Genomic DNA, 25,764 nt, shown 5'->3' on the forward strand with positions numbered 1-25,764 from the left:
CATGAGCCAGAACAGCACCGTCAACTCACTGATGGCAGCCATCGCAGACACCGGACGCGACCGTCGCCGCGGTGGTTACACCCGCCCGGTCTACTCCACCCCCGAACTGGAACTGCGCGAATGGTTCACCACCGAGGCCAGCCGCCGCGGGCTCGCCGTCGAACGCGATCACAACGGCATCATCTGGGCCTGGTGGGACCTGCCCGGCCCCAGCTCCGCCGAACCACGTCGTGGTGCCCTGGTCACCGGCTCGCATCTGGACTCGGTCCCCGGTGGCGGGGCCTTCGACGGCCCGCTCGGGGTCGCCGCGGCGCTGGCAGCCCATGACATCCTGGCTGCCCGCGAGGCGGCGGGGGACCTGCAGCGCAACCGCGCCATGGCCATCGCCGTGTTCCCCGAAGAGGAAGGTTCCGCCTTCGGGGTCGCCTGTCTGGGGTCCCGGTTATTGACCGGGGCCATCGAACCGACGCGGGCACTGAACCTACGCGACGCTTCGGGCACCACCTTCGCCGACGCCTCGAAGGCCCAGGGGTTGGACCCCGCGGCCATGGGGCGCGACGAGAAGGCACTGGCCCGGATCGGCGACTTCGTCGAATTACACGTCGAGCAGGGCCTGGGGCTCAACGGCGAGGACCATACCGATGCCGCAGGACGCGGGCCCGCGGTGGCCGTGGCCTCCTCGATCCTCGGGCACGGGCGCTGGCGGTTCTCCGTTTCTGGACAGGGGAACCACGCGGGAACCACGTTGATGACCGACCGTGCCGACCCGATGGTCGCCGCCGCCCAGATGGTGTTGGCCGTCCGCAAGACAGCGGCCGGCCAGTCTGATGCCCGCGCCACCGTCGGACGGTTGGAACCAATCCCCGGCGGGACCAACGTCATCGCCTCCCGGATCGACTTCTGGATGGATGTGCGCCACCCCGACGATGCGATCACCGGGTCCCTGGTCGAGCGGATCCATGGCCAGGCCCAGAAGATCGCCGCCTTCGAAGGCTGCTCGGTGACCATGACCGAGGAATCCTCTTCCGGCACCGTGCACTTCGACGCCACGCTCACCCGGACCCTGCAGAACTCGGTGCAACGCAGCACCCCCGGAGCGCCGGCGCTCTCCACCGGCGCCGGGCACGACGCCGGGATCCTCGCTGCCGAGGTCCCCACCGGGATGCTCTTCGTGCGCAACCCCTCGGGCATCAGCCATTCGCCCGAGGAGTACGTCGAGGACGAGGACGCGAGCGCAGGCACCGCGGCCCTGGCCGACACCCTGGAGGACCTGCTGTGAGCGCGAACGAGGAGACCCTGGTGCGGGTCCCGGGGCCGGTCAATGCGCATTCCCATGCCTTCCACCGCATCCTGCGTGGACGCACCCACGAGGGGACGGCCGGCGGGGCAGGGGACTTCTGGACCTGGCGTGAACAAATGTATGCCGCCGCCGAACGGCTGGACCCTGCCGGCTACGAACAATTGGCCACCGCGGTGTTCGCGGAAATGGTGGTCACCGGGTTCACCGCCGTCGGCGAATTCCACTACCTGCACCACGGCCCCGACGGGGCGCCCTACCCCGACCATGAGATGGAACGGGCCCTCGCCCGGGCAGCCCGAGCCGCAGGAATCCGGTTGGTCCTGCTGGACACCTGCTACCTCTCCGGCGGACTCGATGCCGCGGGGAACCCGCTGGAACTCAACCCCACCCAACGGCGATTCTCCGACGGCGACGCCACCGGGTGGGTGGAGCGGCATACCGCCCTGCGGGAGGCACTGGCCGCCGAGGAGCCCGCCACCGAGGCAGAGGGCGCCGGACTGGTCTGCCTGGGTGCCGCCATCCATTCGGTGCGTGCCGTGCCGGTCCCGGCACTGCGGGTCCTTGCCGCGGCGCTGGCACCGGGGGAGCCGCTGCATGTACATCTTTCCGAACAGCCCGCAGAGAACCAGAGTTGTTGGGCAGCCCACGGGATGAGCCCCACCGGCCTGTTGGCCGGGCAGGGGTTGTTGGGGCCGCACCTGTCGGCGGTGCACGCGACCCACCTCACCGAAGCCGATATCGCCGCGCTGGGCGGAACCGGCTGCTCGATCGTGATGTGCCCGACCACCGAGGCGGATCTGGCCGACGGCATCGGTCCGGCCCGCGAACTGGCCGATGCCGGGGCGACCATCGCCCTGGGCACCGACCAACACGCCGTCGTCGACCCCTATCTGGAGATGCGTGCCCTCGAATACGGCGAACGCCTGCGGACCGGCATCCGGGGGCGTTTCTCCCCGACCGAGCTGGCCACCGCATCGCGGGCCGGGGGACTGCGCAGCCTGTCCCTGCCCGAAAACGACGACCACATCCTCGTAAACGCCCACAGTCTGCGTACCGCCGGCAGCCGCGTCGCCCAACTGCCCTTGACGGCCACCGCCGCCGACGTCCACGCTGTGGTCATCAACGGCGTCGAGGTCGCCCGGAACGGGATACACGCCCGGCTGGGCGATCCTGCCGCCTTGTTCCTGACCTTCACCCACGAGCATCGGGAGTTCGCATGAGCGCCACCTTGGTGACCAATATCGGAGAACTGACCACACTGGACCCCGACGCCCGCGTTTTGGCCGGTGCCGCCGTGGTCCTGGACCGCGGGCGTATTGCCTGGATCGGGCATCCCCGGCAGGCGCCGGCAACGGATACCGTGTACGACGCCGGAGGGCGGGCAGCGCTACCGGGCTGGGTGGATTCGCATACCCACCTGATGTTCGCCGGTGACCGGGCCGCCGAATTCGAGGCGAGGATGGCCGGGCAGGACTACGCCGCCGGCGGGATCAGCGTGACCATGGAAGCAACCCGGGCCGCCACCGACTACGAACTGACCCGCCTGCTGATGGGTCGGGTGGCCGAAGCCAACGCCGGGGGGACCACCTACCTGGAGACCAAGACCGGCTATGGCCTGGATGTCACCGAGGAAACCCGCCACGCGCGTATCGCTTCCACCATTGTCGACCAGGTCACCTATCTGGGGGCCCATCTGGTGCCTCCGGGGGCCGACGGCGAGGAGTACACGGATCTGGTCTGTGGGGACATGCTCTCCGCCGTGCGCCCCTATGTGAAATGGGCCGATGTGTTCTGCGAGCGCGGGGCCTTCACCGAAGAGCAATCCCGCAGGGTCCTCACCGCCTGCCGTGATGCGGGCCTGGGCCTGCGGGTCCACGGCAATCAACTTGGCCCCGGACCGGGGGTGCGGCTGGCCGTGGAATTCGGTGCCGCCAGTGTGGACCATGTGAACTACCTCGACGACGCAGATGTCGCGGCGCTCGCCGGATCCTGGAGCGGCTGGGATGCCGAAACCGGAACCGGGGAAGCCGGGACGGTGGCCACCTGCCTGCCCGCCTGTGACCTCTCGACCCGGCAGCCCCTGGCCGATGGCCGCCGACTGCTTGACGCCGGAGTCCAGATCGCCCTGGCCTCCAATTGCAACCCGGGGACCAGCTACACCAGCTCGATGGCGTTCTGCGTTTCCACGGCTGTGCTCCAGATGCGTTTGTCGCTGACCGAGGCCCTGCGGGCAGCGACCATGGGCGGAGCACTGGCCTTGGGGGTGCAGGATCAGGTGGGCAGCATCGAGGTCGGCAAAAGGGCGGATCTGCAGCTGCTCAACGCGCCGTCCTCGGCCCACCTGGCTTACCGGCCCGGTATGCCGCTGACCGGCGCCGTCTGGCGGGCGGGAGAACGGGTGGATCGCATCGCCGTCGGCTCCGCGCCACTGGCCTAGTATTCACCCATGCGTACCAAGAGCCTCTGGCCGGAAATCCTGATCGTCATGGGGCTCTCACTGGGGCAGTCAGCCATCTACGCCATCGTTTCGCTGATCGATAAGCTCAGCCGCGGCCCGTTGGGCTCACAAACGACCACACTGAATAATTCGCTCAGCAATCGGCAGTACTTTGACCTGACGTACCAACTGATGGACATCATGTTCGCCCTGGTGCCGGTCGCCTTGGTGTTCTACCTCTTCCATCTCGCCGGCAGCAATGGGTTCCGTCGCCTGGGGTTCGACCTGCGCCGTCCGGGGAAGGACTCCTGGCAGGGGGTGGGACTTTTTGTGCTGATGGGGGTCGGCACGCTGGGTGTCTACGCGCTGGGCAGGGCCCTGGGGGTGACCACTGCCATCGTCCCCGAAGCGTTGGAACCGTATTGGTGGACGATCCCTGTGCTTCTGCTCTCGGCCATCCGGCACGGCATCCTGGAGGAGACGATCATGATCGGGTACCTCTTCGACCGGCTGCGGAAACTCGGTGGGGGGATCTGGCCGATCATCCTCACCAGCGCCGTGGTCCGCGGAAGCTACCACCTGTATCAGGGGTTCGGCCCGTTTCTGGGGAACGCCATCATGGGGGTGGTCTTCGGGTGGATCTATACCCGGACGGGCCGGGTCATGCCGTTGGTCATCGCCCATGCGCTGCTCGATATCGCCGGTTTCGTGGGGTATTCGCTCATCGGCTCGGCGATCGGGCTGGGAACCTAGCCGCCCCAACGCCTACAGGTTGTAGGTAAACACCTACAGGGTGTAGGTTTGGTGCATGAAACGGGCACCCCTTCATTACGCAGCAGTGGTCCAGGCAGCCGCCGAGCTGGCTGACCGGGATGGCTTCGAGGCCATCACGGTCTCGGCGTTGGCCCGGGAGGTGGGCGTCCGCCCCGCCAGCCTCTACTCGCACGTCAAGGATCTGGCAGCCCTGCTGGACGGGTTGCACGAACTCGTCCTCGGCGAGGTGGCTGAGGCGGTGGCCGCGGGGATTGCTGGGCGCTCCGGTTACGAGGCGCTCGTCGGTCTGGGCGAAGCCCAGCGCGACTTCGCCGGGCAGCACCCCGGCAGATGGGCCGTCCTGGCGCGGCCTGCCACACCGAAGACCGCCCGATCCGCGGGGGCCATCCGCCTCGTTGACCTCACCTTCTCGGTGCTTCGCGGCTACCGCCTGCCGGAGACCGAACTGGTGCACGCGACCCGCTTCATGGGCGCCACGGTCAACGGGTTCTTGGCCCTGGACCGGGCTTCCTCCTTCGAACACCGCGACGAGCAGACCCGCAGGTCGTGGTCCCGCGCCCTGGACGCCCTCGACCGCGCCTTGGCCAGCTGGCCCACCACATCAGAGCAGGAGCACTCATGATCACTACCGACATCACCGCAGACCTCGTCCGGGGCATCTCCGAACTCGAAGAAACCCCGCGCGGCCTCACGCCACATCGCCTGCCGACCTGGGTGCGGACGCAATACCCCGACCCACAATTGCTGTCCATGGAGGTCCAGCCCTCGGGGGTTCGGCTGACCTTCACGACGGAGGCCACCCAGATGGCGTTGGAAACACATCCGAGTCGGGTGGTCTACCGCGGAGCAGACCGGCCACGCGGCTGCCTGCAGGTCCTCATCGATGACCAGCCCTGAAGCATCGAACCGCTCGAGGGCGGGGACGCCATGGAAGTAGACCTAGCCACCGGCGCGGTCGAGCAGGTCCCCGGCCCCTCCCACACCACCGTGCTTCACGGACTGCCCGCGGGGCAGAAACGCGTGGAGATCTGGTTGCCCCATAACGAGGCCCTCGAGCTGATCGGCCTGCGCTCCGACGCCCCGCTGCAGCCCATCGAGCCCGACCGTCCGCTCTGGGTCCACCACGGCAGCTCCATCAGCCAGGGCTCGAACGCCGCGGCACCCGCGGGGATCTGGCCCGCCGTGGCAGCCCGGCGCGGAGGCGTGGAGCTACGCAACCTCGGGTTAGGGGGCAGCAGTATCGTGGACCCGTTCATGGCGCGGGTGATCCGCGATACCCCGGCGGATCTGGTCAGCCTGAACTTCGGCATCAACATCGTGAACACCGATGCGATGCGCGTGCGGGCGTTGGTCCCGGCCATCCACGGATTCCTGGACACGATCCGCGACGGGCATCCCACCACGCCGATCGTACTGATCTCCCCGATCTTCTGCCCGATCCACGAAAGCACTTCAGGCCCCGGCGCGATCGCCCCGGAGAGCCTGGGGACGAGCCAGGTCAAGTTCACCGCGACGGGGACCCCAGGGGATGAATCGGCGGGACGGCTGACCTTGGAAGTCATCCGCCGCGAGATGCGCTCACTCATGGAGCACCGGGAGGAAGACCGGAATCTGTACTTCCTCGACGGGCTGGGCCTGTATGGGGCCTCGGATGAAAACGACCTGCCGCCGCCGGACAACCTGCACCCCGACGCCGCAACGCATCAGCTGATCGGCGATCGCTTCGCCGATTATGCGTTCAGCGTCAACGGCCCCTTTGCGGCGGCCCCGCGCCACTGAACACAGACGGCACCCACAACACGAAAACGACGGCGGCTCGCGGGCCGCCGTCGTTCGGTGTTGTGGTCGGTCACCGGTTTAGAGGGTGATCGTCCCCGAAGGGGTCTCAAAAGTCACCGACATGATGCCCGGAGTGCCGTTGGGGGCCTCCCACTGGACCTCGACTTCGCCGAGCGGCGACTCCGAGGGGGTGCCCAGCCATTCCCTGACCCGTTCCACCGAGCCGGCAATGGAAATACCCGAGATGCTGCCCTGGGGTTCCAGGGCCCGGGAGGGGTGCAGGTCCTCGGTGCCGGTATCCCAGCGCAGCATATACGGCACCTGCGGGTCGGCGATCAGACCCTTGATCCCGATTTGCTGCCACGTCAGTTCCTGACCGTCAGGGAATTTGCGGTTGCCCGGGACCGATGACCGGCCCAGACGCTCCTCGAACGGTGCCAGATCGTCAACGGCGACGCACCAGCCCATCCAACCGCCACCCATCTCCGAGCGGGCACGGACGGCCTGCCCGAACGGCGCCTTATCCGAGGACGGGTGGTCCAGGACTTCCACCACTTCCAGGTATTGGGTGTTCTTCAACGGGAAAATAACGTTCCTGGTCCCGAAGCGGGGATGAATGCCTCCCTTGACGGACTCGATCCCCAGAGTCTTGCCGACACGGGCGGCCGTTGCGGCCAACCCGTCTGGTCCACATGCGTATGAAACGTGATCCAACCTCATCATGGCTTCATGATCGCACTTTGTGAGGTGCGTCTCGACTTAGGGTTGCCTAAGTCACTATTTATCGTTTTATGTGACGACCGTCTCGAGGCCCGGAAAGGGCCAGCCGCGCACAGGAAAAAGTGGGGGACGACGGCGAATGTTGCGCACTGCGGTCATATTGGTGCGAATTTGTTGCGGGGTCAGGCCCGATCTAGAACACTGGTGGCAGGTCATGAGTGCCAGCGCGAAACCCCGGTTTGCTGGCCGGCAACCCTCCACTCGCGGTGGGGTGCCCCGGGTGAAGACCAGGTTCGCCTCCACCAGGAGAACGGACAAGCGCGGGTCACCTCCCGGCATACCCTCCCGGGTACCGCCGTGGAACAGGGGCCCCTGAGTCGTAGAAGGGGACAGAAATGTCTGCATCATGGTCTTTTGAAACTCGTCAGGTCCACGCCGGTCAGGCTCCGGATCCCACCACCGGAGCCCGGGCGCTGCCGATCTACCAGACGACGTCGTATGTCTTCCCCAGTGCCGAGAGTGCCGCAGCACGCTTCGCGCTGAAGGAACTCGAACCGATCTACACCCGCATCGGCAACCCGACCCAGGAAGCCGTCGAAACGCGGATCGCCGACCTCGAAGGTGGTGTCGGAGCGCTGCTACTGGCCTCAGGCCAGGCGGCGACCACGCTCTCGATCCTCAACCTCGCAGGGGCCGGCGACCATATCGTGGCCAGCCCCAGCCTCTACGGGGGAACACAGAACCTGTTCAAGCACACCCTGAAGCGTTTGGGCATCGAGGTCACTTTCGTGGAGGACTCTGACAGCCTGGACTCCTGGCGGGCCGCCGTGAAGCCCGGGACGAAGGCCTTTTTCGGGGAAGTCGTTTCCAACCCACGCCAGGACGTGCTCGATGTCGAGGGCGTCAGCGCGGTGGCCCACGAGGTGGGGGTACCGCTGATCGTGGACAACACCTTGGCTACTCCGTACCTGGTCCGTCCCATCGAATTCGGTGCCGATATCGTGGTGCACTCGGCCACGAAGTACCTGGGCGGACACGGAACCTCCGTCGCCGGGGTCATCGTGGATTCGGGCAACTTCGACTTCGCGGCAGACCCGGAGCGCTTCCCGGAATTCAACACTCCCGACGAGTCCTACAACGGGCTGGTTTTCGCCCGGGATCTCGGGGTCGGCGGTGCCCTGGGGGCGAACCTGGCGTTCATCCTCAAGGCGCGCGTCCAGCTCCTGCGCGATCTGGGTTCTGCGGTGTCCCCGTTCAACGCGTTCCTCATCGCCCAGGGTCTGGAAACCCTGAGCCTGCGCATGGAACGCCATGTGGAGAACGCGCAAAAAGTCGCCGAATGGCTCGAGGCCCACGGCCAGGTCGATTCCGTGGCCTTCGCCGGTCTGCCCTCCAGCCCCTGGTACGAACTGGGCCGCAAATACGCTCCGCGGGGCGTCGGAGCGGTCCTGGCCTTTGAGATCGCCGGTGGTGAGCCGGCAGGTCGGGCCTTCGTCGACGGACTGGAATTGCACTCCAATGTCGCGAATATCGGCGATGTGCGCTCCCTGGTGATCCACCCGGCCTCCACCACCCACTCCCAGCTCTCCGAGCCCGAACGCGCGGCAGCAGGGGTGAGCTCCGGACTGGTGCGGCTCTCGGTGGGCATCGAATATATCGACGACATCATCGCGGACCTTGAGATCGGTTTCGCTGCCGCCGCCGCAGCCGCAGATGTCGCCGCCGGGGACGTCCCGGAAGTCCAGGCAGTCCGGTGAGTCAGGGCGTTGGTGACGTGAGGGAACGACGTCGGGCCCCCGGAACGCCGCTGATCCGCGACGGGATCCTCAAATGCCTGCCCATCGGCGGCTACCGGTTCGACACCGGAGGCTGGCTGCCCGAGGTCACGATCGGCTATGAAACCTGGGGTACCCTCGACGCCCAGGCATCCAACGCGGTGCTCCTGCTCCATGCCCTCACGGGGGACACCCATGTCTCCCGCGGTCATAGTCAGGAAGAAGGCTGGTGGGAAGGCCTCGTCGGGCCCGGCAAGACGATCGACACCGACAGGTTTTTCGTCGTGGCGCCGAATATGGTGGGCGGCTGCTACGGCTCCAGCGGACCTTCCAGCCTGGACCCCGACGGGCGCGCCTGGGGCTCGCGTTTCCCGTTCACCACGGTGCGGGACTCGGTGCGTACCGAGGCCCGGCTGGCCGACTACTTGGGCATTACGCGCTGGCATTCCGTCCTGGGCGGTTCCCTCGGCGGGGCGCGGGCGCTGGAATGGGCCGTGGAATACCCCGAACGGGTGGCCCGGTGCGCCGTGATCGCGGCGACCGCCGTGGCCTCGGCCGAACAGGTCGCGTTCGGACAGATCCAGACCCAGGCCATCCGCCTGGACCCCGACTTCAACGGCGGGGACTTCTACGGATCGGTGTCCTTGGCAGGATCGATCGACGCCATCGGCACCCTGCCGCGCGGCAGCGGCAGCGGACCTCTGACGGGGCTGGGAATCGCCCGTCGGTTGGCGCATATCACCTACCGTTCCGAACCGGAGCTGGAAATCCGTTTCGGGCACGAAGGCCAGGGCGACGAGGACCCCTTCGGCAGTCCCGGCTTCGCCCGGGGCCGCTACCAGGTTGAAAGCTATCTGGACCATCAGGCAGGAAAACTGGTGACCCGATTCGACGCCAACTCCTATATGGTGCTCACCGAAGCGTTGGTGGGGCACGACGTCGGACGGGGGAGGGGCGGAGTCGAAGCGGCCTTGCGCCGGAGCGACGGGGTGGAATTCCTGGTCGCCGCCGTCGACAGCGACCGGCTCTACGGTCCCCACCAGTCCGAACGGCTGGCAGCAGCGCTGCCGGGAAAACCGCAGGTCCAGTACATCCATTCACCGATCGGCCACGATGGCTTCCTGACCGATATCGAACAGTTGAATCATGTGCTGCGTTCGGGTTTCTACGCCTGAGGGGCCCGGGCCGAAGGGCTAGTCCGCTTCGTTGCGCGGGTCGCCGGCGCCCACACCGCGGGTGGTCCCGCCCGTGGAGAAGGGCATGGCCTGCGGCCGTTTGGCAGTGATTCCGTCACCGCTGGATTGGTGCCGTAGCCGCCGCAACACCCACGGGGCCAAATGCGTGCGCGCCCAGACCAGATCCTCACGCCGGGCCACCCGCCACGGTTTGGGCTCCGAAGGGCTGGGCTCCAACGCCGTGAGTTCGTGCTCAACGTTCAAGGCGTTGAGGGCCATCATCGCGATGGTGTGGTGGCCCAGGGGCGAGAAGTGCAAACGGTCGGGAGCCCACATCCGTGCTTCGTGAAGCTCGCGCATGGCCCACATATCGGCGATGACCGCGTCATGGCGGGCGCCGATCGCCCGCAAATTCTCGTTATAGATCGCCACACGGCCGCGCATCGACCCCAAGACCGGTGTTTCGCCGATATCGGGACCGTTGAAGAGCAGGAGCGTGGCCCCGGTCGCCGAGAGTTCGCCGATGAACCGGTCCATGATCACCGCCAGAGCATCGGGATCGCCTCCGGGGCGCAGCACATCGTTGCCGCCGGCACAGATGGTGATCAGGTCCGGTTGCAGAGCCAAGGCGGGTTCGAGTTGTTCTTCATGGATCTGATCGAGAAGCCGCCCACGGATCGCGAGGTTGGCGTAGGCGAAGTCTTCCACCTCCCGGCTGAGCTGCTCGGCCATACGGTCGGCCCAGCCCCGGTGTCCGCCGGGGCTTTGCGGATCCGGATCCCCGATGCCCTCGGTAAAGGAATCGCCCAGGGAGACCATGCGACGCCACGGATGCCGGGGCGCCTCGCCGGTGGCCGAAAGCGGGGGGACTGACAGCTGGGGTGTGGAGGAAGAATCGAGGTTACTCACGGGTACAGTGTTTCACTGGGCGCCCGAGTTCGCCACCCCGAGACGGTGCCGGGAAGACGCGCCGGGCAGCGGGCAGCGTCCTGTTGGCGGAGGGTCGCACATGATTCAATGGCCGCATGACTGACACTTTGCCCCGGCCCGTCGTTGCCTGGTCCCGTCCCGAGTCCGAACGAGCGGGGACACCTCTGCTGGTCCTCTTCCACGGGTATCTCTCCCACGAGAAGGACCTGATCGGCCTGGCCCCGATGTTGCCGGAGGAATTCACCCTGGCCTCGGTCCGCGCCCCGTACGCCATGGGCCCGGGCTACACGTGGTTCCCGCTGATGGAAGATCTGGACTACTCGCTGGAGCGGGTCGTGGAATCGGTACAACAGGTGTGGGCGTGGCTGGACGAGGTGAAGGAAGAGCACTCCTCGGTGACGCTCTTGGGCTTCTCCATGGGAATGGCCGTGGCGACCTCGGTCCTGCGCCACCGCCCGCAGGAAATCGACGCCGTCGTCGGGCTTTCCGGATTTGCGATCCAAGCCAACGGGCACGAATTCTTCGACGACGAGGCCACGAAGGCGGAACGAAAGCCGATGTTCTGGGGGCGCGGCCAGGCAGACCCGGTGATCACCGAAGCCAAGATCGACTTCACCCTGAACTGGGCGGGGGAACACACCGACCTGACCAAGATGCTCTATGCCGGAATGGCCCACAGTGTTTCGGAGCCGGAGATGAAACATGTGAGCGAATTCCTGAGCCACCACCTCCTGGCCTAGGGCATAGCGCCGGCCGCTGAGCTATTCGGCGTCCACGACCACTGACTCGTCGCCGAGCCCGACGACGTCGCCGATCCGCAGCTGCCGACCTCGGCGAGTCTCGATCTCGCCGTTGACCTTCACCATCCCGTTCTCGATGAGTTCCTTGGCATGGAAACCGTCTTCGGCCAGATTCGCCAGCTTGAGCAGCTGCCCCAAACGGATGGACTCGTCGCGGATGCTGATGGGCTGGGGCTGAGCTGCTGTCATGAGTCCATCTTGCGTCACGAGCATGCTCGACCGCCACCGCGGGGATAGCATGACCAGCGATGAACCCAGTGACCGCTCCGAGGACCACCGCCCGTCACCTCCCGATCTGGGCCGGGCTGGTCCTGGCCATCATCGGCGGACTGATGATGCCCATCCAAGGCAGGATCAACGGTGGGCTGGCCGAACGGATGGGGGACGCCAACGCCGCAGCGGCCATCAGTTTCGCCGGTGGCACCGTGGTCATGCTGCTGACCTCGGTCCTGCTGCCGCGGGGACGTGCCGGGTTGGCGGCCATGCGCCGGGCCGTTGCAGGACGCGAATTTCCTCGCTGGTACCTACTGGCAGGGCTCAGCGGCGGGTACATCGTCTTCGGGCAGAGCCATGCGGTGCCCTTGATCGGTGTCGCACTGTTCACCGTGGCCATCGTGACCGGGCAGACCATGAGCGGGCTGATGGTCGACCGGGTCGGTTTCGGCCCCGGCGGCAAACGCTTCATCACCGCCCGGCGGATGGCCGGAGCCGTGCTCATGATCATCGCCGTACTGTGGGCGGTTTCACCCCGGCTGGAATCCTCGACCCAGGGGCTCTCCTGGCTGGTGCCGGTGCTCCTGCCGTTCAGTGCAGGACTGTTCATGGGATTCCAACAAGCCATGAATGGGACCCAGACCGCCGCCTATGGCACCCCCATCACCGCCACGCTGGTCAACTTCCTCGTCGGTGGAACCGCCCTGTTCATCCTGTGGGGTATCAGCTCCATCGGTGCCGAAGCCCAGGTGGTGTTCCCTCCCCAATGGTGGCTGTATACCGGCGGGGTCTTCGGCTGCGTATTCATCGCCATCGGTGCCCTGCTGGTCAAATCGTTGGGCGTACTGATCTCCGGATTATGCATGATCGCCGGACAACTGATCGGCTCGCTGGCCATCGACCTGATCCTGCCTGCCCCCGGCACCATCGTTGCCGTGGCCACCGTCCTGGGCACTTTGTTGACCCTGGCCGCCGTCGGTCTGGCTAGCATTCCGGCTGGACGTTGGCCACGTCCGGCGAGCGCCCGCCGCTAGTGGAAATTGCCGGTCGACACGGCGATCACGTTAGGCTTGGCCGATATTGTTACCCCGCTACGGACCGCAACCAGCGGCCTCGTAAACCATTGGAGTTGAATTCATGGCGCCCCAGTCACCGCTCGATCAGGTCATTTCGCTCGCGAAACGACGCGGCTTCGTCTTCCAGGCCGGTGAGATCTACGGCGGTTCCCGCTCCGCCTGGGACTACGGGCCGTTGGGTACCGAGCTCAAAGAGAACATCAAACGTGAATGGTGGCAGTCCTTCGTCCGCGGCCGCGAGGACATGGTGGGCCTGGACTCTTCGATCATCCTTCCCAAGGCCGTTTGGGAAGCCTCCGGCCACGTAGCAACCTTCACGGACCCGCTGGTTGAATGCACCAGCTGCCACCGGCGCCACCGCGAAGACCACCTCATCGAGGCGTTCACCGCACGGAAGAAGCGCGAACCGGTCGACGGCATGTCCGAAATTGCCTGCCCGGATTGCGGCAATAAGGGCGGCTGGACCGAACCGCAGCTCTTCTCGGGTCTGGTGAAGACCTACCTCGGTCCGGTGGACAACGAAGCCGGGCTGACCTTTTTGCGCCCCGAAACCGCGCAGGGCATCTTCGTGAACTTCAACAACGTCCTCACCACCTCACGGAAGAAGCCCCCGTTCGGTATCGGCCAGATCGGCAAGGCCTTCCGCAACGAGATCACCCCGGGCAACTTCATCTTCCGCACCCGCGAATTCGAGCAGATGGAAATCGAATTCTTCACCGCTCCCGAAGACGCCGAGCACTGGTACCGGGAATGGATCGACGCCTGCTGGGCCTGGTTTTTGGATCTGGGCATCAACCCGGAAAACATGCGCCAGTACGACGTCCCCGACGGAGAACGCGCCCACTACTCCGCAGGAACCATCGACTTCGAATACCGCTTCGGCTTCAAGGGCTCCGAATGGGGTGAACTGATGGGGGTGGCCAACCGCACCGATTACGACCTGAACGCCCATACCGAAGGCTCAGGCACCGAATTGAGCTACTTCGACCAGGCCACCGGCGAACGGTTCACCCCGTATGTCATCGAGCCCTCCTTCGGCCTGACCCGTTCGATGATGGCGTTCCTGGTGGACGCCTACACCGAGGACGAGGCACCGAACTCCAAGGGCGGTGTCGATAAGCGCACCGTCCTCAAACTGGACCCGCGGCTGGCCCCGGTGAAGGCGGCCGTGCTGCCGTTGAGCCGCAACGAAGAGCTCACCCCCAAGGCCAAGGACCTGGCCGCAGAACTGCGCAAGCACTGGAATGTCGACTTCGACGACGCCGGAGCCATCGGACGACGCTACCGTCGGCAGGATGAGATCGGCACCCCGTTCTGCATCACCGTGGACTTCGACACCCTCGAGGACCATGCGGTGACCATTCGTGAACGCGACACCATGAACCAGGAACGAGTGGCCCTCGACCAGGTGAAGTCCTACCTGGCTTCACGTCTACTCGGAGCCTGAGCCTTCACGGGCCGGCCGCCCCACGGCGGCCGGCCCGCAGCTGTTTTATCACCTCTAACTCGCATCAGGAGCATCATGAGCAACCTCACCTACCGGCCGTGGCAAGAAGGCGACGACCTGGCTCTCCTGGAGATCCTCGGAGATCCGTCCACACCACAGGCCCATATCGATCGCACGATGCTCCGTGCCGATAGCGATGACCCGTGGGCCCGTACCCTCGTCGCCGTTGACGAAGGAGTCCCGGTGGGTGCCGGCACCTTATTTGAATCCTCCCTGCACCCCGACCGGCTGTGGTTCTTCGTCGAGGTCGCCCCGGGGCTACGCCGCCAAGGTGTGGCCACCGAACTCTTGCGGCGGCTGCGCGAATTCCCGGCGCCGTCGGGAGTCACCGCCCTGAAGTCCAGGTACACGGTAGAAGGCGCCGAAGGCGAGGCCGCAGCCGCCTTCACCGTCTCGCTCGGTCAGGAACAGATCCAACGCTCCCGCGGAGTTGTCGTGGAACCCGACTCTTTGCGGCTGCCGGTTTTCGAGGACGAGGGCCTGACCCTGGAGGAGGCAGCCACCGGTTCGGTGGAGCTCTCCCAGATCGTGGCTGACTTCTACAACGCGGTCCACGCCTGGGATCGCGCGCAGATGACCCTGGGCCGCGCCCAGACGATGCTGCTCAACGACGCCACCGGAGCCAAGGGCGCCATCGTGCTGCGGGATAAGCCCAAGGAGGCCGGCGGCAAGATCCTCTCCTTCGCGATCAGCTACGAGCCCGACCGGGTCGACGCCCCGGCAGATGTCCTCATGGGCTGGGATCCCTCGCTCTCCGACTCCGAGGCCCGCGAAGCGGTCCGTGGGCTGCTGGCCATGCTGGCCCACCAGTACCCGGTCAAACTCGAAGTCGACGACGCCATGGTCCCGTTGGCCGATCTGACCGACGAGCTGATCACCGCAGGGTCGGCGACCGTCGTGACCACGACGATCATCGTCGCCAACTAGGCGGCCACGCCGCCGGGAGAGAGGTCGGCCCGGCGGCGGCATTCGGAGGATCGGCCCGTTCTTGACACAATAGGGACGTGACCGTGATTTCCACCGATACCCCGAACCCACCCCAGCTGAAGCTGCCACCGCTGCAACTGGGCCATCTCACCGTGGACACCCCCGTGGTTCTGGCCCCGATGGCAGGCATCACCAATGCCGCCTTCAGACGCCTGTGCCGGGAGTACGGGGGCGGACTGTATGTCTCCGAAATGGTGACCTCCCGCGCCCTGGTGGAACGCAATGAACAGTCGTTGCGGATCATCTCCCACGACGACGACGAAGGCATCCGGTCGGTACAGCTCTACGGTGTGGACCCCGCCACCGTCGGGGCTGCGGTGCGACTGATCGTCGAGGAGGACCGCGCCGACCATATCGATTTGAACTTCGGTTGCCCGGTCCCCAAGGTCACCCGCCGGGGTGGGGGAGCGGCACTGCCGTGGAAGACCGACCTGTTCACCGCCATCATTCAGGCAGCCACCCGTGAAGCGGCCCGCGGGGAGATCCCGCTGACCATCAAAATGCGCAAGGGCATCGACGACGACCACCTCACGTTCATCGAAGCCGGGAAGATCGCCCGGGACGCCGGCGTTGCAGCGGTGGCCCTGCACGGGCGCACCGCGGGCCAACACTATTCCGGAAAGGCCGACTGGGACGCGATCGCCGAACTACGCAACTCCCTGCCGGATATCCCGGTGCTGGGCAACGGAGATATTTGGAGCGCCGAGGACGCCATCGCCATGGTCGAGCAGACCGGTGTCGATGGCATCGTCGTCGGTCGTGGCTGCCAGGGCAGGCCCTGGCTCTTCGGGGATCTGCAGGCAGCGTTCGAAGGGTCCGACCGCCGTTTCCGCCCGGGGCTGGCCGAAGTGGCCGCGAGCTTCCAACGTCACGCCGAACTGCTCGTGGAGTATTTCGAGGATGAGGCCAAGGCGCTCCGCGATATCCGCAAACACGTGGCCTGGTATTTCAAGGGGTACGCGGTCGGTGGAGATCTGCGCGCCTCCCTGGCCGCGGTGCCGACCCTCGAGGTGCTGGCCGAATTGCTGGCCGAACTCGATGCCGACGTGCCCTATCCGGGGGTCGGTGCCGAAGGCCCCCGCGGCCGCGCCGGCTCCCCGAAACGCACCCACCTGCCCGATGGCTGGTTGGATAGCCGGATCATGGACGAGGAACACCGGGCCATGATCTCCGCCGCCGAGCTGGACGTCTCAGGTGGTTGAGCGGGAGACCCGCCGCAGCCCGGCCGGCTACACGCCCTTCGATGAGGAACGCTGGGTCAAAGAACCGGAGAAGCTCGCCTACCGCACCAGCTTCGAACGCGACAGGGCCCGTGTCCTGCACTCCTCGGCGCTGCGCCGGCTCGGTGCCAAGACCCAGGTCGTCGCCCCCATGTCCGATGATTTCGTGCGCACCCGGCTCACGCATTCACTCGAAGTCGCCCAGGTCGGCCGTGAGCTGGGGGCCACCCTGGGATGTGACCCCGACGTGGTGGACACCGCTTGCCTCTCCCACGATCTGGGGCACCCACCCTTCGGGCATAACGGTGAGAAGGCACTGAACCAGCTGGCCACCGGTATCGGCGGGTTCGAAGGCAATGCGCAGACCCTCAGACTGCTCACCCGGCTGGAAACCAAGAAGTTCCGTGACGACGGCGAACCCGCAGGGCTGAACCTGACCCGTGCCACGCTCGACGCCGCCTGCAAATACCCGTGGCGGCGCGCCGACGCCCCGATCGTCAACGGCCGACAGACCGGAAAATTCGGTGTCTACGAAGATGATCTGCCCGTCTTTGATTGGCTGCGCTCGGGGCACGACGGCGGCGCCACGGTCCGCCCCGAACCACGGCAGAAATGTGTGGAGGCCCAGGTCATGGATCTGGCCGATGACATCTCCTATTCGGTGCACGACGTGGAGGATGCGATTGTCGCCGGCCGATTCCAGCTGCGCTGGATCCGTGATGCCGACCAGCGGGCCCGGGTGATCGACTGCACCCAACGCTGGTATTTGCCCCAGGTGGATACCGCGACCATCGACGGCGCCTTGGCCCGGCTGGAGGCCACCAACGAATGGGTCGAGCATTACGACCAGTCCCGCAAGGGGGCCGCCGCGTTGAAGGATATGACCAGCCAGTTCATCGGTAGGTTCTGCCAATCGGCCTTCGACGCCACCCGGGCGGTCTACGGCCCGACCCGGCTGACACGTTTCAACGGCCAGCTGATCATTCCCGAAGAAACAGATCATGAGATCGCCGCCATGAAGGGGCTCGCCGCCGCCTACGTGATGACCAGCCAGGAACGCCAGCCCATCTACCAGCGCCAGCTGGAGGTGCTCGGAGAGCTTGTCGGACTGTTGGAGGACACCGGAGACCGGTATCTCGAACCTCTTTTCGCCGAGGACTGGGCCAGCGCCACCGACGATGCCGGCCGTCTGCGTGCGGTCATCGACCAGGTCGCCAGCCTGACGGACTCCTCGGCAAAAGAATGGCATGCGACCTTGGTGCAGGGCCATTCCTTCAGCCTCGAGCTCTTCTAGGGCCCCGGAGGCCGCCGCACTGGGCCGGTGCCCCCACCCCGGGCATTAGACTGGTGGCCATGGCCGGATTGATCAAGCGCGAAGACATCGACGAGGTCCGCTCACGCACGGACATCAAGGAAGTCGTTGACGGGTACGTCACGCTCCGCTCGGCAGGTATCGGATCGTTCAAGGGGTTGTGCCCCTTCCACGACGAACGCAGCCCCTCCTTCCACGTCCGTCCCCAGGTGGGGACGTTCCACTGTTTTGGCTGTGGCGAATCCGGCGACGTCATCTCCTTCATCCAAAAAATGGATCATACGACGTTCTCCGAGACCGTCGAGCAATTGGCAGGCCGCATCGGCTTCGAACTGCGCTACGAAGACGGCGGATCCGGGCCCAGCCGTCAGGACGTCGGACGCCGGCAACGACTGCTCGACGCCCATAAGATCGCGGAGGAATACTTCCGCGGCCAACTCCTCTCCGAGGAAGCTGCGACCGGAAGGCAATACCTCTCCGAGCGGGCCTTCGATCGGGCCGCCTGTGATCATTTCGGCGTCGGATATGCGCCCAAGGGGTGGGACCAGCTCCTGAAGCATCTGCGCAGCCGGGGCTTCCACGACGAGGAGCTCAAACTCACGGGAATGTTCTCCGAGGGCAACCGTGGCATCTACGACAGGTTCCGCGGCCGCCTCATCTGGCCCATCCGAGATCTGACCGGGGCGACGATTGGGTTCGGGGCCCGAAAACTCTACGAAGACGACCAGGGGCCAAAATATCTGAACACCCCCGAGACCCAGCTCTATAAGAAATCCCAGGTCCTTTATGGTGTGGATCTAGCCAAACGGGAGATCACCAAAAACCGGCAACTCATTGTTGTGGAGGGCTATACGGACGTCATGGCCTGCCACCTCTCGGGGCTGGGCACGGCGGTGGCGACCTGCGGTACGGCATTCGGCGCCGAGCACATCAAGATTGCCCGCCGCCTCCTGCGCGACGACGGCTCGGGAGGCGAAGTGGTCTTCACCTTCGATGGTGACGCCGCCGGACAAAAAGCGGCACTGCGTGCCTTCGAAGAGGATCAGCGGTTCATCGCCCAGACCTATGTGGCCGTCGAACCCAGCGGCGCGGATCCCTGTGAACTGCGCCAGCACCGCGGCCCCGAGGCGGTGAAGGAACTCATCGATTCCAAACGTCCGCTCTTCGAATTCGCCATCCGTGCCGGACTGAAGAAATTCAACCTCGATACCGTTGAGGGCCGGGTGCAGGCCTTGCGTGCCTCGGCACCGATCGTCGCCGCCATCCGTGACTCTGCCATGCGTCCGGCCTACTCCCGTGAGCTGGCCGGCTGGCTGGGCATGGACATGGATGAGGTCAACCGTGCCGTGGGCGCAGCTGCCAAACGTGCCCGCGAAGGAACCGGAGCCGCTCATGACCGAGGACCCCGCACCGGTCCCGCGGGGGAGGTGCGACAGCAACACGGCACCAGCCGGCAGGGCCCGGGCTATGGTCCCGGGGCCGCTCAGGAACCCCCCGTGCCGACCTTCGAACGCCCCGACCTGCGCGACCCGGTGACCCGGATGGAACGTGAATCGCTGGAGGTCGTCCTGCAGCAGCCTGGCGTGCTCAGCGCCGATCAATGGCAGGCGTTCTACACGGCACGCTTCCTCGCCCCCGTTCATGCCGCCGTCCACGACGCGGTCCGTGCCGCAGGAGCCGCGGGGGCCACCCCATCACAATGGGTGGAATCCATCCGACAGGAAGTGCCGGACCCGTTGCGCTCCTTCGTCTCCGAACTGGCAGTGAACCCCTTGCCGGCGAACTCGGAGGAGTCACTGACGCGGTATTGCCAGGGCATCATGAACCGATTATTCGATTTGCAGATCACCCACCAGAAGGCCGATCGTATCGGTCAGCTTCAGCGGATGGATCCCGTGGCCGACCCCGAGGGCTACCAGCGAATCCAGCGCGAGCTGATGGAACTCGAGCTGCGCCGTCGGTCGCTGCGCCAGGAATAGGAGCGGGCCGAACCGGGCGATTTAGCAACCTCGGCCAAGCTCTTGTATAGTCGTCTCTGTTGCTTTCCCCCATAGCTCAATTGGCAGAGCGTTCGACTGTTAATCGAAAGGTTACTGGTTCGAGTCCAGTTGGGGGAGCGGAATAAACGTCCGTCCTCGTCACCTCTGGTGGCGGGGACGAACGTGCTTAACGCCTGAGCTGAGCCGACCCGGTCGTCGAGTTCGCATGATCGCCGACCTACCATGGGGCCATGGACTGGTTGCAGGCACCCGACTACTGGGTGGCACGGGAAATCCTGCAGCGCGGGGTCGCTGCCGTCTTCCTCATCGCCTTCGCCTCCTCACTGAACCAGTTCCGTGCCCTGCTCGGCGAGCGGGGCCTGCTGCCCGCGGATCGGCTCCTGGCTGGGCCTGGCGCACGCGGCCCCACGTTGTTCACCCGGTGGGGGTACTCGGATGCCAAGTTGGTCGCCGTCTGTTGGGTGGGCCTGGTCGTGGCCGGCGTCCTTGTCCTCGGACTCCCACAGGCAGGTCCTGCCTGGCTGCCGCTGCTGGCGTTCCTGGTGCTCTGGGGGCTCTACCAGTCGATGGTGAACATCGGAGGGATCTTCTACGGGTTCGGCTGGGAGATGCTCCTGCTCGAGGCAGGGTTCACCGTCGGATTCCTCGGCTCGCATCAGGTGGAACCTCCGCGGACCATCCTGATCTTGATCGCCTGGCTGGTCTTCCGGCTCGAATTCGGTGCCGGGATGATCAAATGGCGCGGGGACCCGGCCTGGCGGAACCTCACCGCCCTGTACTACCACCATGAGACCCAGCCCATGCCCGGACCGTTGAGCCGCCGGGCGCATCTGGCCCCGTGGTGGTGGCATCGCTGTGAAGTGGCGGGAAACCATGTGGCCCAACTCGCCGTTCCCTTTCTGCTGTTCATCCCCCAACCGGTGGCCTCCATCGCCGCGGGGCTGATCATCTTCACCCAATTATGGTTGGTGGCCACCGGTAACTTCGCGTGGCTGAACTGGATCACGATCGTGCTGGCCTGCTGTGCGGTTAATGACCGGGCCTTCGCAGCAGTGGCTTCGATCATCCCCGGGGTGCCCGCCGGCGCGGTGGCGTACCACCCTGAGGTGGGTGCCGGCCCCGCGGCGTGGATCGTCCTGGTCCTGCTGGCCACCGGGGTCCTGGCGGTCGCCGGGTTCCCTGCGCTGCTGAACTTCTTTTCACGTTCACAACTGATGAACGCCAGTTTCAACCGGTGGCAGCTGGGCAATGCCTACGGCGCCTTCGGCAGTGTCACTCGCCAGCGGGTCGAGGTGGTCATCGAAGGAGAAATCGACGGTGAAACAGGCTGGCATGAATACGAGTTCCGGGGCAAGCCCGGGGACCCGTCCCGCAGGCCGCGACAGTTCGCGCCCTACCATTTGCGCTTGGACTGGATGATGTGGTTTTTGCCGTTGGGGTCCCTGCACCAGCGCTGGTTCCATGCCCTGCTGCTCAAACTCCTGGCGGCCGACCCCGCAATATTGGCCTTGCTACGGGTAGATCCCTTCGCGGGCAGAGCCCCGGACCGGGTCCGAGTGTTGACCTACAGCTACCGTTTCGCCACCCGGAGCGAGAAGAAGGAACAGCACGTGCACTGGGTCCGTTCGGACCGGCGACTGGCCATCGGTCCGGTCCAGCGCGGTTGAGGGCAGGGCAGGACCGGAGCCGATTCGAATTCGGGACGGCGTCCTGCTAAAGTTTTACTCGCTTCCTTCCCCCATAGCTCAATTGGCAGAGCGTTCGACTGTTAATCGAAAGGTTACTGGTTCGAGTCCAGTTGGGGGAGCTAGTTGCGAACGTCCGTCCCACCGCACGGTGGGGCGGACGTTCTTCATGTCACGTCGTTTAGGTCATCAGTGGTACTTGGCGGGGCCTGACCACGATCCACAAGGTCGCGATGGCCAACAGGATACAGACGGCCATCACCGCAGCCATCGGCGTCGCGCTGCCGACGCCGAGTAGACCGACGATGGGGGAGATCGCCCCGGAGAACCCGAAGGTCGCAGCCCCGAGCAGCGCCGCTGCCGTGCCCGCCTGGCTGCCATGACGGTGCAAGGCCAGGCCCTGGATGCAGGGGAAATTGAAGCCGGTGGCGCAAATATAGAACCATAGCGGGATGGCCGTGCCCCAGAAACCGAAGCCCAGCTGGTCGGCGACGATGATGCACAGGGCAAAGACGACCTGGGCGATCGTGGCAGCGGCGATGATCCATTGGGCCCCGAACCTGCGGACCAGCCGGGCGCTGGTCTGTACGCCGGCCACCACACCCAGCGAGTTCACCATGAACAGCAAACCGTAGGCCTGCTCGTTCAACCCGAACACGTCCTGGAAGACGAACGGGGAGGCCGAGAGGTAGGAGAACAGCCCGGAGAAGTTCAGCCCGCCGACCAGCAGCAAACCCACGAAGATCCGGTCCTTGAGAACCAGCGAATAGCGGCGGAGCAGGTGTGGGCCACCGACCGGACGGCGTTCGGGGGGAAGTGACTCACCCAAGAGGAGGATCGCCGTTGTCGAGGCAACGATTCCGTAGCCTGCCAGCGCCCCGAAGATCCCATGCCAGTCGGTGACCAACAACAGTTGGGAGCCGATCACCGGGGCAAAAATCGGGGCCATGCCGTTGACCAGGGCCACGTAGCTCATCGTCTTCACCAACCGCAGACCGTCATATAGATCGCGCACCATGGCGATCGCGACCACCGAACTGCCGGCGGCGCCCACGCCCTGGAGGACCCGGAACAGCATCAGCATGTCGAAATCCTGCGAAAGGGCTGCCCCCGTTGAGGCGCCGATATGCAGAATCGTTGCCGCAATGAGCGGGCCCCGGCGTCCCAGTCGGTCGCTCAGTGGCCCCACCACCAACTGACCGGCAGCAAAACCGAAGACCGTCCCGGTCAACGTCAATTGTGCAGCTGCCTCGGTAATGCCCAGGTCCAGGCGCAACGCCGGGATGGCCGGAAGGTAGAGGTCCACGGTGAAGGGGCCGAGGGCCGTGAGCATGCCCAGCACCACGATGCGCAGGACCTTTGAACGTCGGCTGGGGGCAGGGGTCGGTGCAGGGGTTCCGGGCAAGGAGTCCTCGAGGTTGGAGAGGAGGGAAACGGGTCGGCTGCGAAGCCGATAGCCACAGCCTATCCCGGGTCCTCGAGCGACCGGCGAACTGCGGGACACAGACGCTCGTAGGCGCGATCATGACCTCTGACTTGAGTGTTGTCTACCCCCGAGTAGCTCCCGTATGCAGGCAAGATGGTAGGTTTTTGAGTGCACAGGCCCGTCTGGGCCGCCACCGAAGGAGGATCAGGATGACACGAACCACGTCCGGACGTCGCCCATCGTCGTTCACCGGCCTCATGAAGCTTGTCGGTCGACTGGTGCCCAAACAGCTGAATGACGAAATCCAGCTCGCTATTGCCCAGATGAAGAGCAAGGCCATCAAGGCGGGGATTGGAGCCGGGCTAGCTGTCGTCGGCCTCGTCTTCATCACCTTTATGATCGTCGCGCTGATCACTTCGGGGATCCTGGCTTTGGGGCTGGTCTTCAAACCATGGCTGGCCGCCCTGATGGTCGCCGCCTTCTTCCTGATCATCGCAGCAATCCTGGCCTTGATCGGCGTCATGAAGATCAAGCAGCAGATGCCGTTGATCCCCGAGGACGCCATCCGCGGTGTGAAGTACGACCTCGGCGTCGCGAAACAGGGTCGCTCCTTCGACCCATCCACCTTGGACCAGAAGAAGCCCAAGGATGAGGAAGCCAAGAAGGACAAGAAAAAGAAGAAGGACGAGGACAAGCCGGCGCCGGTTCCCTATAACGAGCTGCTCAAGCGTTCACAGGAACGTCGTGAGCATCTGGCCGAGGTCCGCGACGACCTGGCCCCGAAGCTCGATGTGAAGCGCCAGGCGAAGGAGAAGTCCGAAACCGCCAAGACCTATGCGCAGGACGGCAAGCTGCGGGCACGTCAGGCATTGCACGAGCGGACCCACCAGCAAGCTCCGAGCGACGCCTCGCAACTGCTCAAGGACCGCTGGCAGCCGCTGGCACTGATGGGCGCCTCGCTGGTGGCCCTCGGCGCCTTCGTGCGCAAGCTCCGTAAGTCCTGATCCAGCTGGACCCGTCGGCGGGCCGTTTCGAGTGGTTCAACCAGTATCGATCGGCCCGACGGTGGACCATGATCTCCGGGGAGAAGGGAAGCACGCGTGAAGATCATCGGCGCCGGTGGGCGTGATGACATCGAATATCGCGAGCTCACCACGTTCTGGACCCTGCCGAACCTGATCACCGTTCTGCGCTTCGGGCTGGTTCCGGTCTTCGTGTGGATGGTCCAGTCCGACCGTTATGGCTGGGCCACCATCGTCCTCGTCGTTCTGGGTGCCACCGACTGGATCGATGGATATGTTGCCCGGTTGCTCAACCAGATCTCGACGGTCGGTAAATGGCTTGACCCGGTGGCCGATCGGGTCGCCCTGATCGTGGTCATCGTCGTCTTCGTCGTCGACGGAATCGCCCCGGCATGGTTGGCCTACGCGATCATCATCCCCGACGTCCTGCTGATCACCAGTACGGTGATCCTCGCTCGCGGGAACCCGAACCAGCCGGTCAGCAACCTCGGCAAGATCCGCACCGCCCTCCTGCTGGTCAGCATGCCCCTGCTGCTGCTCAGTCGGGTCGAGACCGCACCCGGCGAGGTGCTGGAGACCGTGGCCATCGTGCTGCTGGCCATCGGTTGCGTGCTGCACCTGATCGCTGCAGTGTTCTATTTCCGGCAGGCCCAACGCCGGGCACGCATGCTGAAATCCGGGGGAACATGGTCTGGTTAGCCGTCTCCTGCGCGGTCACGGCAGCGTTCTTCCTGGCCTTCGGCACGCAGCGCCAGAGCAGCGCCGTCCGCGCTAGTAGCGGCGGCCTGGCTGTGTCCTCCCGGGGCATCCTGCGTCTGCTGGCCAATCCCCGCTGGATGCTGGGCCTTTCCTTGATGGGCGTCGGGATGGTCCTGAACGTCTATGCGCTGGCTAGTGCACCCTTGACCGTGGTGCAGCCGATCGGAGCCATCGCACTGGTCATCACCACCGTCGTCAACGCCCGCGACCAGGGCATCCGCATCAACCGGCCCACGGTCCTGGCCATTACTGCGTGCATGAGCGGCAGTATCGGCTTCGTCTTGCTGGCCATCAACGTCACCGCGAGCACCCACGAAATCAGTCGTCAACAGGAGCTGGCTACCGTCCTGCTGCTCGCCATGGTGGTTGGCATCCTCACCGTGGTTCTGCTCAGTTTCCGGCGGCGGATCAGCGCTTTCGTCTACATCATGGGAGCCGGGGTGCTCTTCGGTTTCGTCGCCGTCCTGGTGCGCACCATTGCCATTGGGCTGATGAACCCCAACGGAAGGTTCCTGGGAAATATTGCCTGGTATGTCATCCTCGCGGTGGCCGTCGCCGGACTGTTGGGAACCTACTGCGTACAGAACGCCTATTCCAGCGGACCCCCAGAGCTGGTGATCGCCGGGCTCACCGTGATCGACCCGATGATCGGCATCGCGATTGGCATCGGCATTCTGGGCGAGCTGAGAGCCGACGTGCACCCGGTCGTGGCGATGTCCATGGTCGGGGCGGCTCTCATTGCTATCGTGGGTGTTACTGCGTTGTCGCGGCATCATCCCGATGTGTTGCAACGGCAGGAAGAGGCACGACGCCGGCAGGCGGGAACGGGACGCTAGGCCGCTAAGGGGCCGGGCCACCGTATCCGCA

The 25,764-nt window shown here is 65.4% G+C and carries 24 protein-coding genes, 2 tRNA genes and 1 riboswitch; of the genes, 22 read left to right on the forward strand and 4 right to left on the reverse strand.

Going from position 1 to position 25,764, the window contains the following annotated elements:
* Window position 1 precedes the first annotated feature (1 nt).
* Genes CIK75_RS01125 through CIK75_RS01150 form a run of 7 tightly spaced genes read left to right on the forward strand, consistent with a single transcriptional unit; the run spans window position 2 to window position 6,290 of the window.
* Window positions 2–1,279: an allantoate amidohydrolase gene (locus tag CIK75_RS01125; RefSeq protein ID WP_096222969.1), complete on the forward strand. Its 1,278-nt coding sequence runs from the start codon at window positions 2–4 to the stop codon at window positions 1,277–1,279.
* Window positions 1,276–2,520, forward strand: a complete 1,245-nt coding sequence (locus CIK75_RS01130) for a formimidoylglutamate deiminase (RefSeq protein ID WP_096222970.1) — start codon at window positions 1,276–1,278, stop codon at window positions 2,518–2,520. Before CIK75_RS01125 ends, CIK75_RS01130 begins: the two co-directional genes overlap by 4 nt.
* The gene (hutI, locus tag CIK75_RS01135) at window positions 2,517–3,737 is read left to right on the forward strand and encodes an imidazolonepropionase (protein ID WP_086994767.1); all 1,221 of its coding nucleotides are present in this window, start codon (window positions 2,517–2,519) and stop codon (window positions 3,735–3,737) included. Before CIK75_RS01130 ends, hutI begins: the two co-directional genes overlap by 4 nt.
* Before the next feature lie 9 nt (window positions 3,738–3,746).
* The gene (locus CIK75_RS01140) at window positions 3,747–4,490 is read left to right on the forward strand and encodes a CPBP family intramembrane glutamic endopeptidase (RefSeq protein ID WP_096222971.1); all 744 of its coding nucleotides are present in this window, start codon (window positions 3,747–3,749) and stop codon (window positions 4,488–4,490) included.
* Between the two features lie 55 nt (window positions 4,491–4,545).
* Window positions 4,546–5,133, forward strand: coding sequence for a TetR/AcrR family transcriptional regulator (locus CIK75_RS01145; protein WP_096222972.1), 588 nt, complete (start codon window positions 4,546–4,548; stop codon window positions 5,131–5,133).
* Entirely contained in the window at window positions 5,130–5,408 is a 279-nt protein-coding gene (locus CIK75_RS16445) for a hypothetical protein (protein WP_241895180.1), read from the forward strand. The genes CIK75_RS01145 and CIK75_RS16445 overlap by 4 nt, the downstream gene beginning before the upstream one ends.
* A 30-nt stretch (window positions 5,409–5,438) precedes the next feature.
* A complete protein-coding gene (locus CIK75_RS01150; protein WP_241895183.1) occupies window positions 5,439–6,290 on the forward strand; it encodes a GDSL-type esterase/lipase family protein in 852 nt (283 codons plus the stop codon).
* 78 nt (window positions 6,291–6,368) lie between these two features.
* On the opposite strand, the gene CIK75_RS01155 is transcribed toward CIK75_RS01150, so the two are convergent.
* Window positions 6,369–7,013 carry a VOC family protein gene (locus tag CIK75_RS01155; protein ID WP_086994755.1) on the reverse strand — a complete coding sequence of 215 codons (645 nt, stop codon included), beginning with the start codon at window positions 7,011–7,013 and terminating at the stop codon, window positions 6,369–6,371.
* 207 nt (window positions 7,014–7,220) lie between these two features.
* Window positions 7,221–7,337, forward strand: a riboswitch (SAM riboswitch).
* Window positions 7,338–7,405: 68 nt separating this feature from the next.
* Between CIK75_RS01155 and CIK75_RS01160 the strand changes: the two genes are divergently transcribed.
* Window positions 7,406–8,767 (forward strand): bifunctional o-acetylhomoserine/o-acetylserine sulfhydrylase, encoded by a 1,362-nt coding sequence (locus CIK75_RS01160; RefSeq protein ID WP_096222973.1) that lies wholly within the window; start codon window positions 7,406–7,408, stop codon window positions 8,765–8,767.
* A 50-nt stretch (window positions 8,768–8,817) separates the two neighbouring features.
* Window positions 8,818–9,960 carry a homoserine O-acetyltransferase gene (locus CIK75_RS01165; protein ID WP_241895216.1) on the forward strand — a complete coding sequence of 381 codons (1,143 nt, stop codon included), beginning with the start codon at window positions 8,818–8,820 and terminating at the stop codon, window positions 9,958–9,960.
* A gap of 18 nt (window positions 9,961–9,978) precedes the next feature.
* On the opposite strand, the gene CIK75_RS01170 is transcribed toward CIK75_RS01165, so the two are convergent.
* Entirely contained in the window at window positions 9,979–10,779 is an 801-nt protein-coding gene (locus CIK75_RS01170; RefSeq protein ID WP_086994750.1) for an SGNH/GDSL hydrolase family protein, read from the reverse strand.
* Window positions 10,780–10,985: 206 nt separating this feature from the next.
* On the opposite strand from CIK75_RS01170, the gene CIK75_RS01175 reads away from it, so the two are divergent.
* Window positions 10,986–11,630 (forward strand): dienelactone hydrolase family protein, encoded by a 645-nt coding sequence (locus CIK75_RS01175; RefSeq protein ID WP_086994747.1) that lies wholly within the window; start codon window positions 10,986–10,988, stop codon window positions 11,628–11,630.
* 21 nt (window positions 11,631–11,651) lie between these two features.
* Here the strand turns inward: CIK75_RS01175 and CIK75_RS01180 are convergent, their stop codons facing one another.
* The gene (locus tag CIK75_RS01180; protein ID WP_086994744.1) at window positions 11,652–11,879 is read right to left on the reverse strand and encodes an RNA-binding S4 domain-containing protein; all 228 of its coding nucleotides are present in this window, start codon (window positions 11,877–11,879) and stop codon (window positions 11,652–11,654) included.
* Between the two features lie 59 nt (window positions 11,880–11,938).
* Between CIK75_RS01180 and CIK75_RS01185 the strand changes: the two genes are divergently transcribed.
* From CIK75_RS01185 to CIK75_RS01225, 9 genes are all read left to right on the forward strand, one after another.
* Window positions 11,939–12,937: a DMT family transporter gene (locus CIK75_RS01185; protein ID WP_086994741.1), complete on the forward strand. Its 999-nt coding sequence runs from the start codon at window positions 11,939–11,941 to the stop codon at window positions 12,935–12,937.
* Between the two features lie 103 nt (window positions 12,938–13,040).
* Window positions 13,041–14,426, forward strand: a complete 1,386-nt coding sequence (locus CIK75_RS01190) for a glycine--tRNA ligase (RefSeq protein WP_086994738.1) — start codon at window positions 13,041–13,043, stop codon at window positions 14,424–14,426.
* Between the two features lie 75 nt (window positions 14,427–14,501).
* Window positions 14,502–15,413: a GNAT family N-acetyltransferase gene (locus CIK75_RS01195; protein WP_096222974.1), complete on the forward strand. Its 912-nt coding sequence runs from the start codon at window positions 14,502–14,504 to the stop codon at window positions 15,411–15,413.
* Between the two features lie 77 nt (window positions 15,414–15,490).
* Window positions 15,491–16,675 carry a tRNA dihydrouridine synthase DusB gene (gene dusB, locus CIK75_RS01200; protein WP_096222975.1) on the forward strand — a complete coding sequence of 395 codons (1,185 nt, stop codon included), beginning with the start codon at window positions 15,491–15,493 and terminating at the stop codon, window positions 16,673–16,675.
* The gene (locus tag CIK75_RS01205; RefSeq protein ID WP_086994728.1) at window positions 16,668–17,987 is read left to right on the forward strand and encodes a deoxyguanosinetriphosphate triphosphohydrolase; all 1,320 of its coding nucleotides are present in this window, start codon (window positions 16,668–16,670) and stop codon (window positions 17,985–17,987) included. Before dusB ends, CIK75_RS01205 begins: the two co-directional genes overlap by 8 nt.
* 59 nt (window positions 17,988–18,046) lie before the next feature.
* Window positions 18,047–19,984: a DNA primase gene (dnaG, locus tag CIK75_RS01210; protein WP_086994725.1), complete on the forward strand. Its 1,938-nt coding sequence runs from the start codon at window positions 18,047–18,049 to the stop codon at window positions 19,982–19,984.
* Between the two features lie 65 nt (window positions 19,985–20,049).
* Window positions 20,050–20,122: transfer RNA gene (locus tag CIK75_RS01215), tRNA-Asn, on the forward strand.
* Between the two features lie 113 nt (window positions 20,123–20,235).
* Entirely contained in the window at window positions 20,236–21,672 is a 1,437-nt protein-coding gene (locus CIK75_RS01220) for a lipase maturation factor family protein (RefSeq protein WP_086994722.1), read from the forward strand.
* Window positions 21,673–21,739: 67 nt separating this feature from the next.
* Window positions 21,740–21,812 (forward strand) — tRNA-Asn (locus tag CIK75_RS01225).
* A 59-nt stretch (window positions 21,813–21,871) separates the two neighbouring features.
* Here CIK75_RS01225 and CIK75_RS01230 read toward each other — a convergent pair.
* Window positions 21,872–23,095: a multidrug effflux MFS transporter gene (locus CIK75_RS01230; protein WP_256382344.1), complete on the reverse strand. Its 1,224-nt coding sequence runs from the start codon at window positions 23,093–23,095 to the stop codon at window positions 21,872–21,874.
* 230 nt (window positions 23,096–23,325) lie between these two features.
* Between CIK75_RS01230 and CIK75_RS01235 the strand changes: the two genes are divergently transcribed.
* From CIK75_RS01235 to CIK75_RS01245, 3 genes are all read left to right on the forward strand, one after another.
* The gene (locus CIK75_RS01235) at window positions 23,326–24,120 is read left to right on the forward strand and encodes a phage holin family protein (protein ID WP_158225846.1); all 795 of its coding nucleotides are present in this window, start codon (window positions 23,326–23,328) and stop codon (window positions 24,118–24,120) included.
* Between the two features lie 96 nt (window positions 24,121–24,216).
* Window positions 24,217–24,837: a CDP-alcohol phosphatidyltransferase family protein gene (locus CIK75_RS01240; RefSeq protein ID WP_086994713.1), complete on the forward strand. Its 621-nt coding sequence runs from the start codon at window positions 24,217–24,219 to the stop codon at window positions 24,835–24,837.
* Complete coding sequence (locus CIK75_RS01245) at window positions 24,825–25,733, forward strand: DMT family transporter (RefSeq protein ID WP_086994710.1); 909 nt, start codon at window positions 24,825–24,827, stop codon at window positions 25,731–25,733. Before CIK75_RS01240 ends, CIK75_RS01245 begins: the two co-directional genes overlap by 13 nt.
* Window positions 25,734–25,764: the final 31 nt, after the last annotated feature.

The sequence above is a fragment of the Glutamicibacter sp. BW78 genome (assembly GCF_002332245.1).
Classification (GTDB): domain Bacteria; phylum Actinomycetota; class Actinomycetes; order Actinomycetales; family Micrococcaceae; genus Arthrobacter_H; species Arthrobacter_H rhombi_A.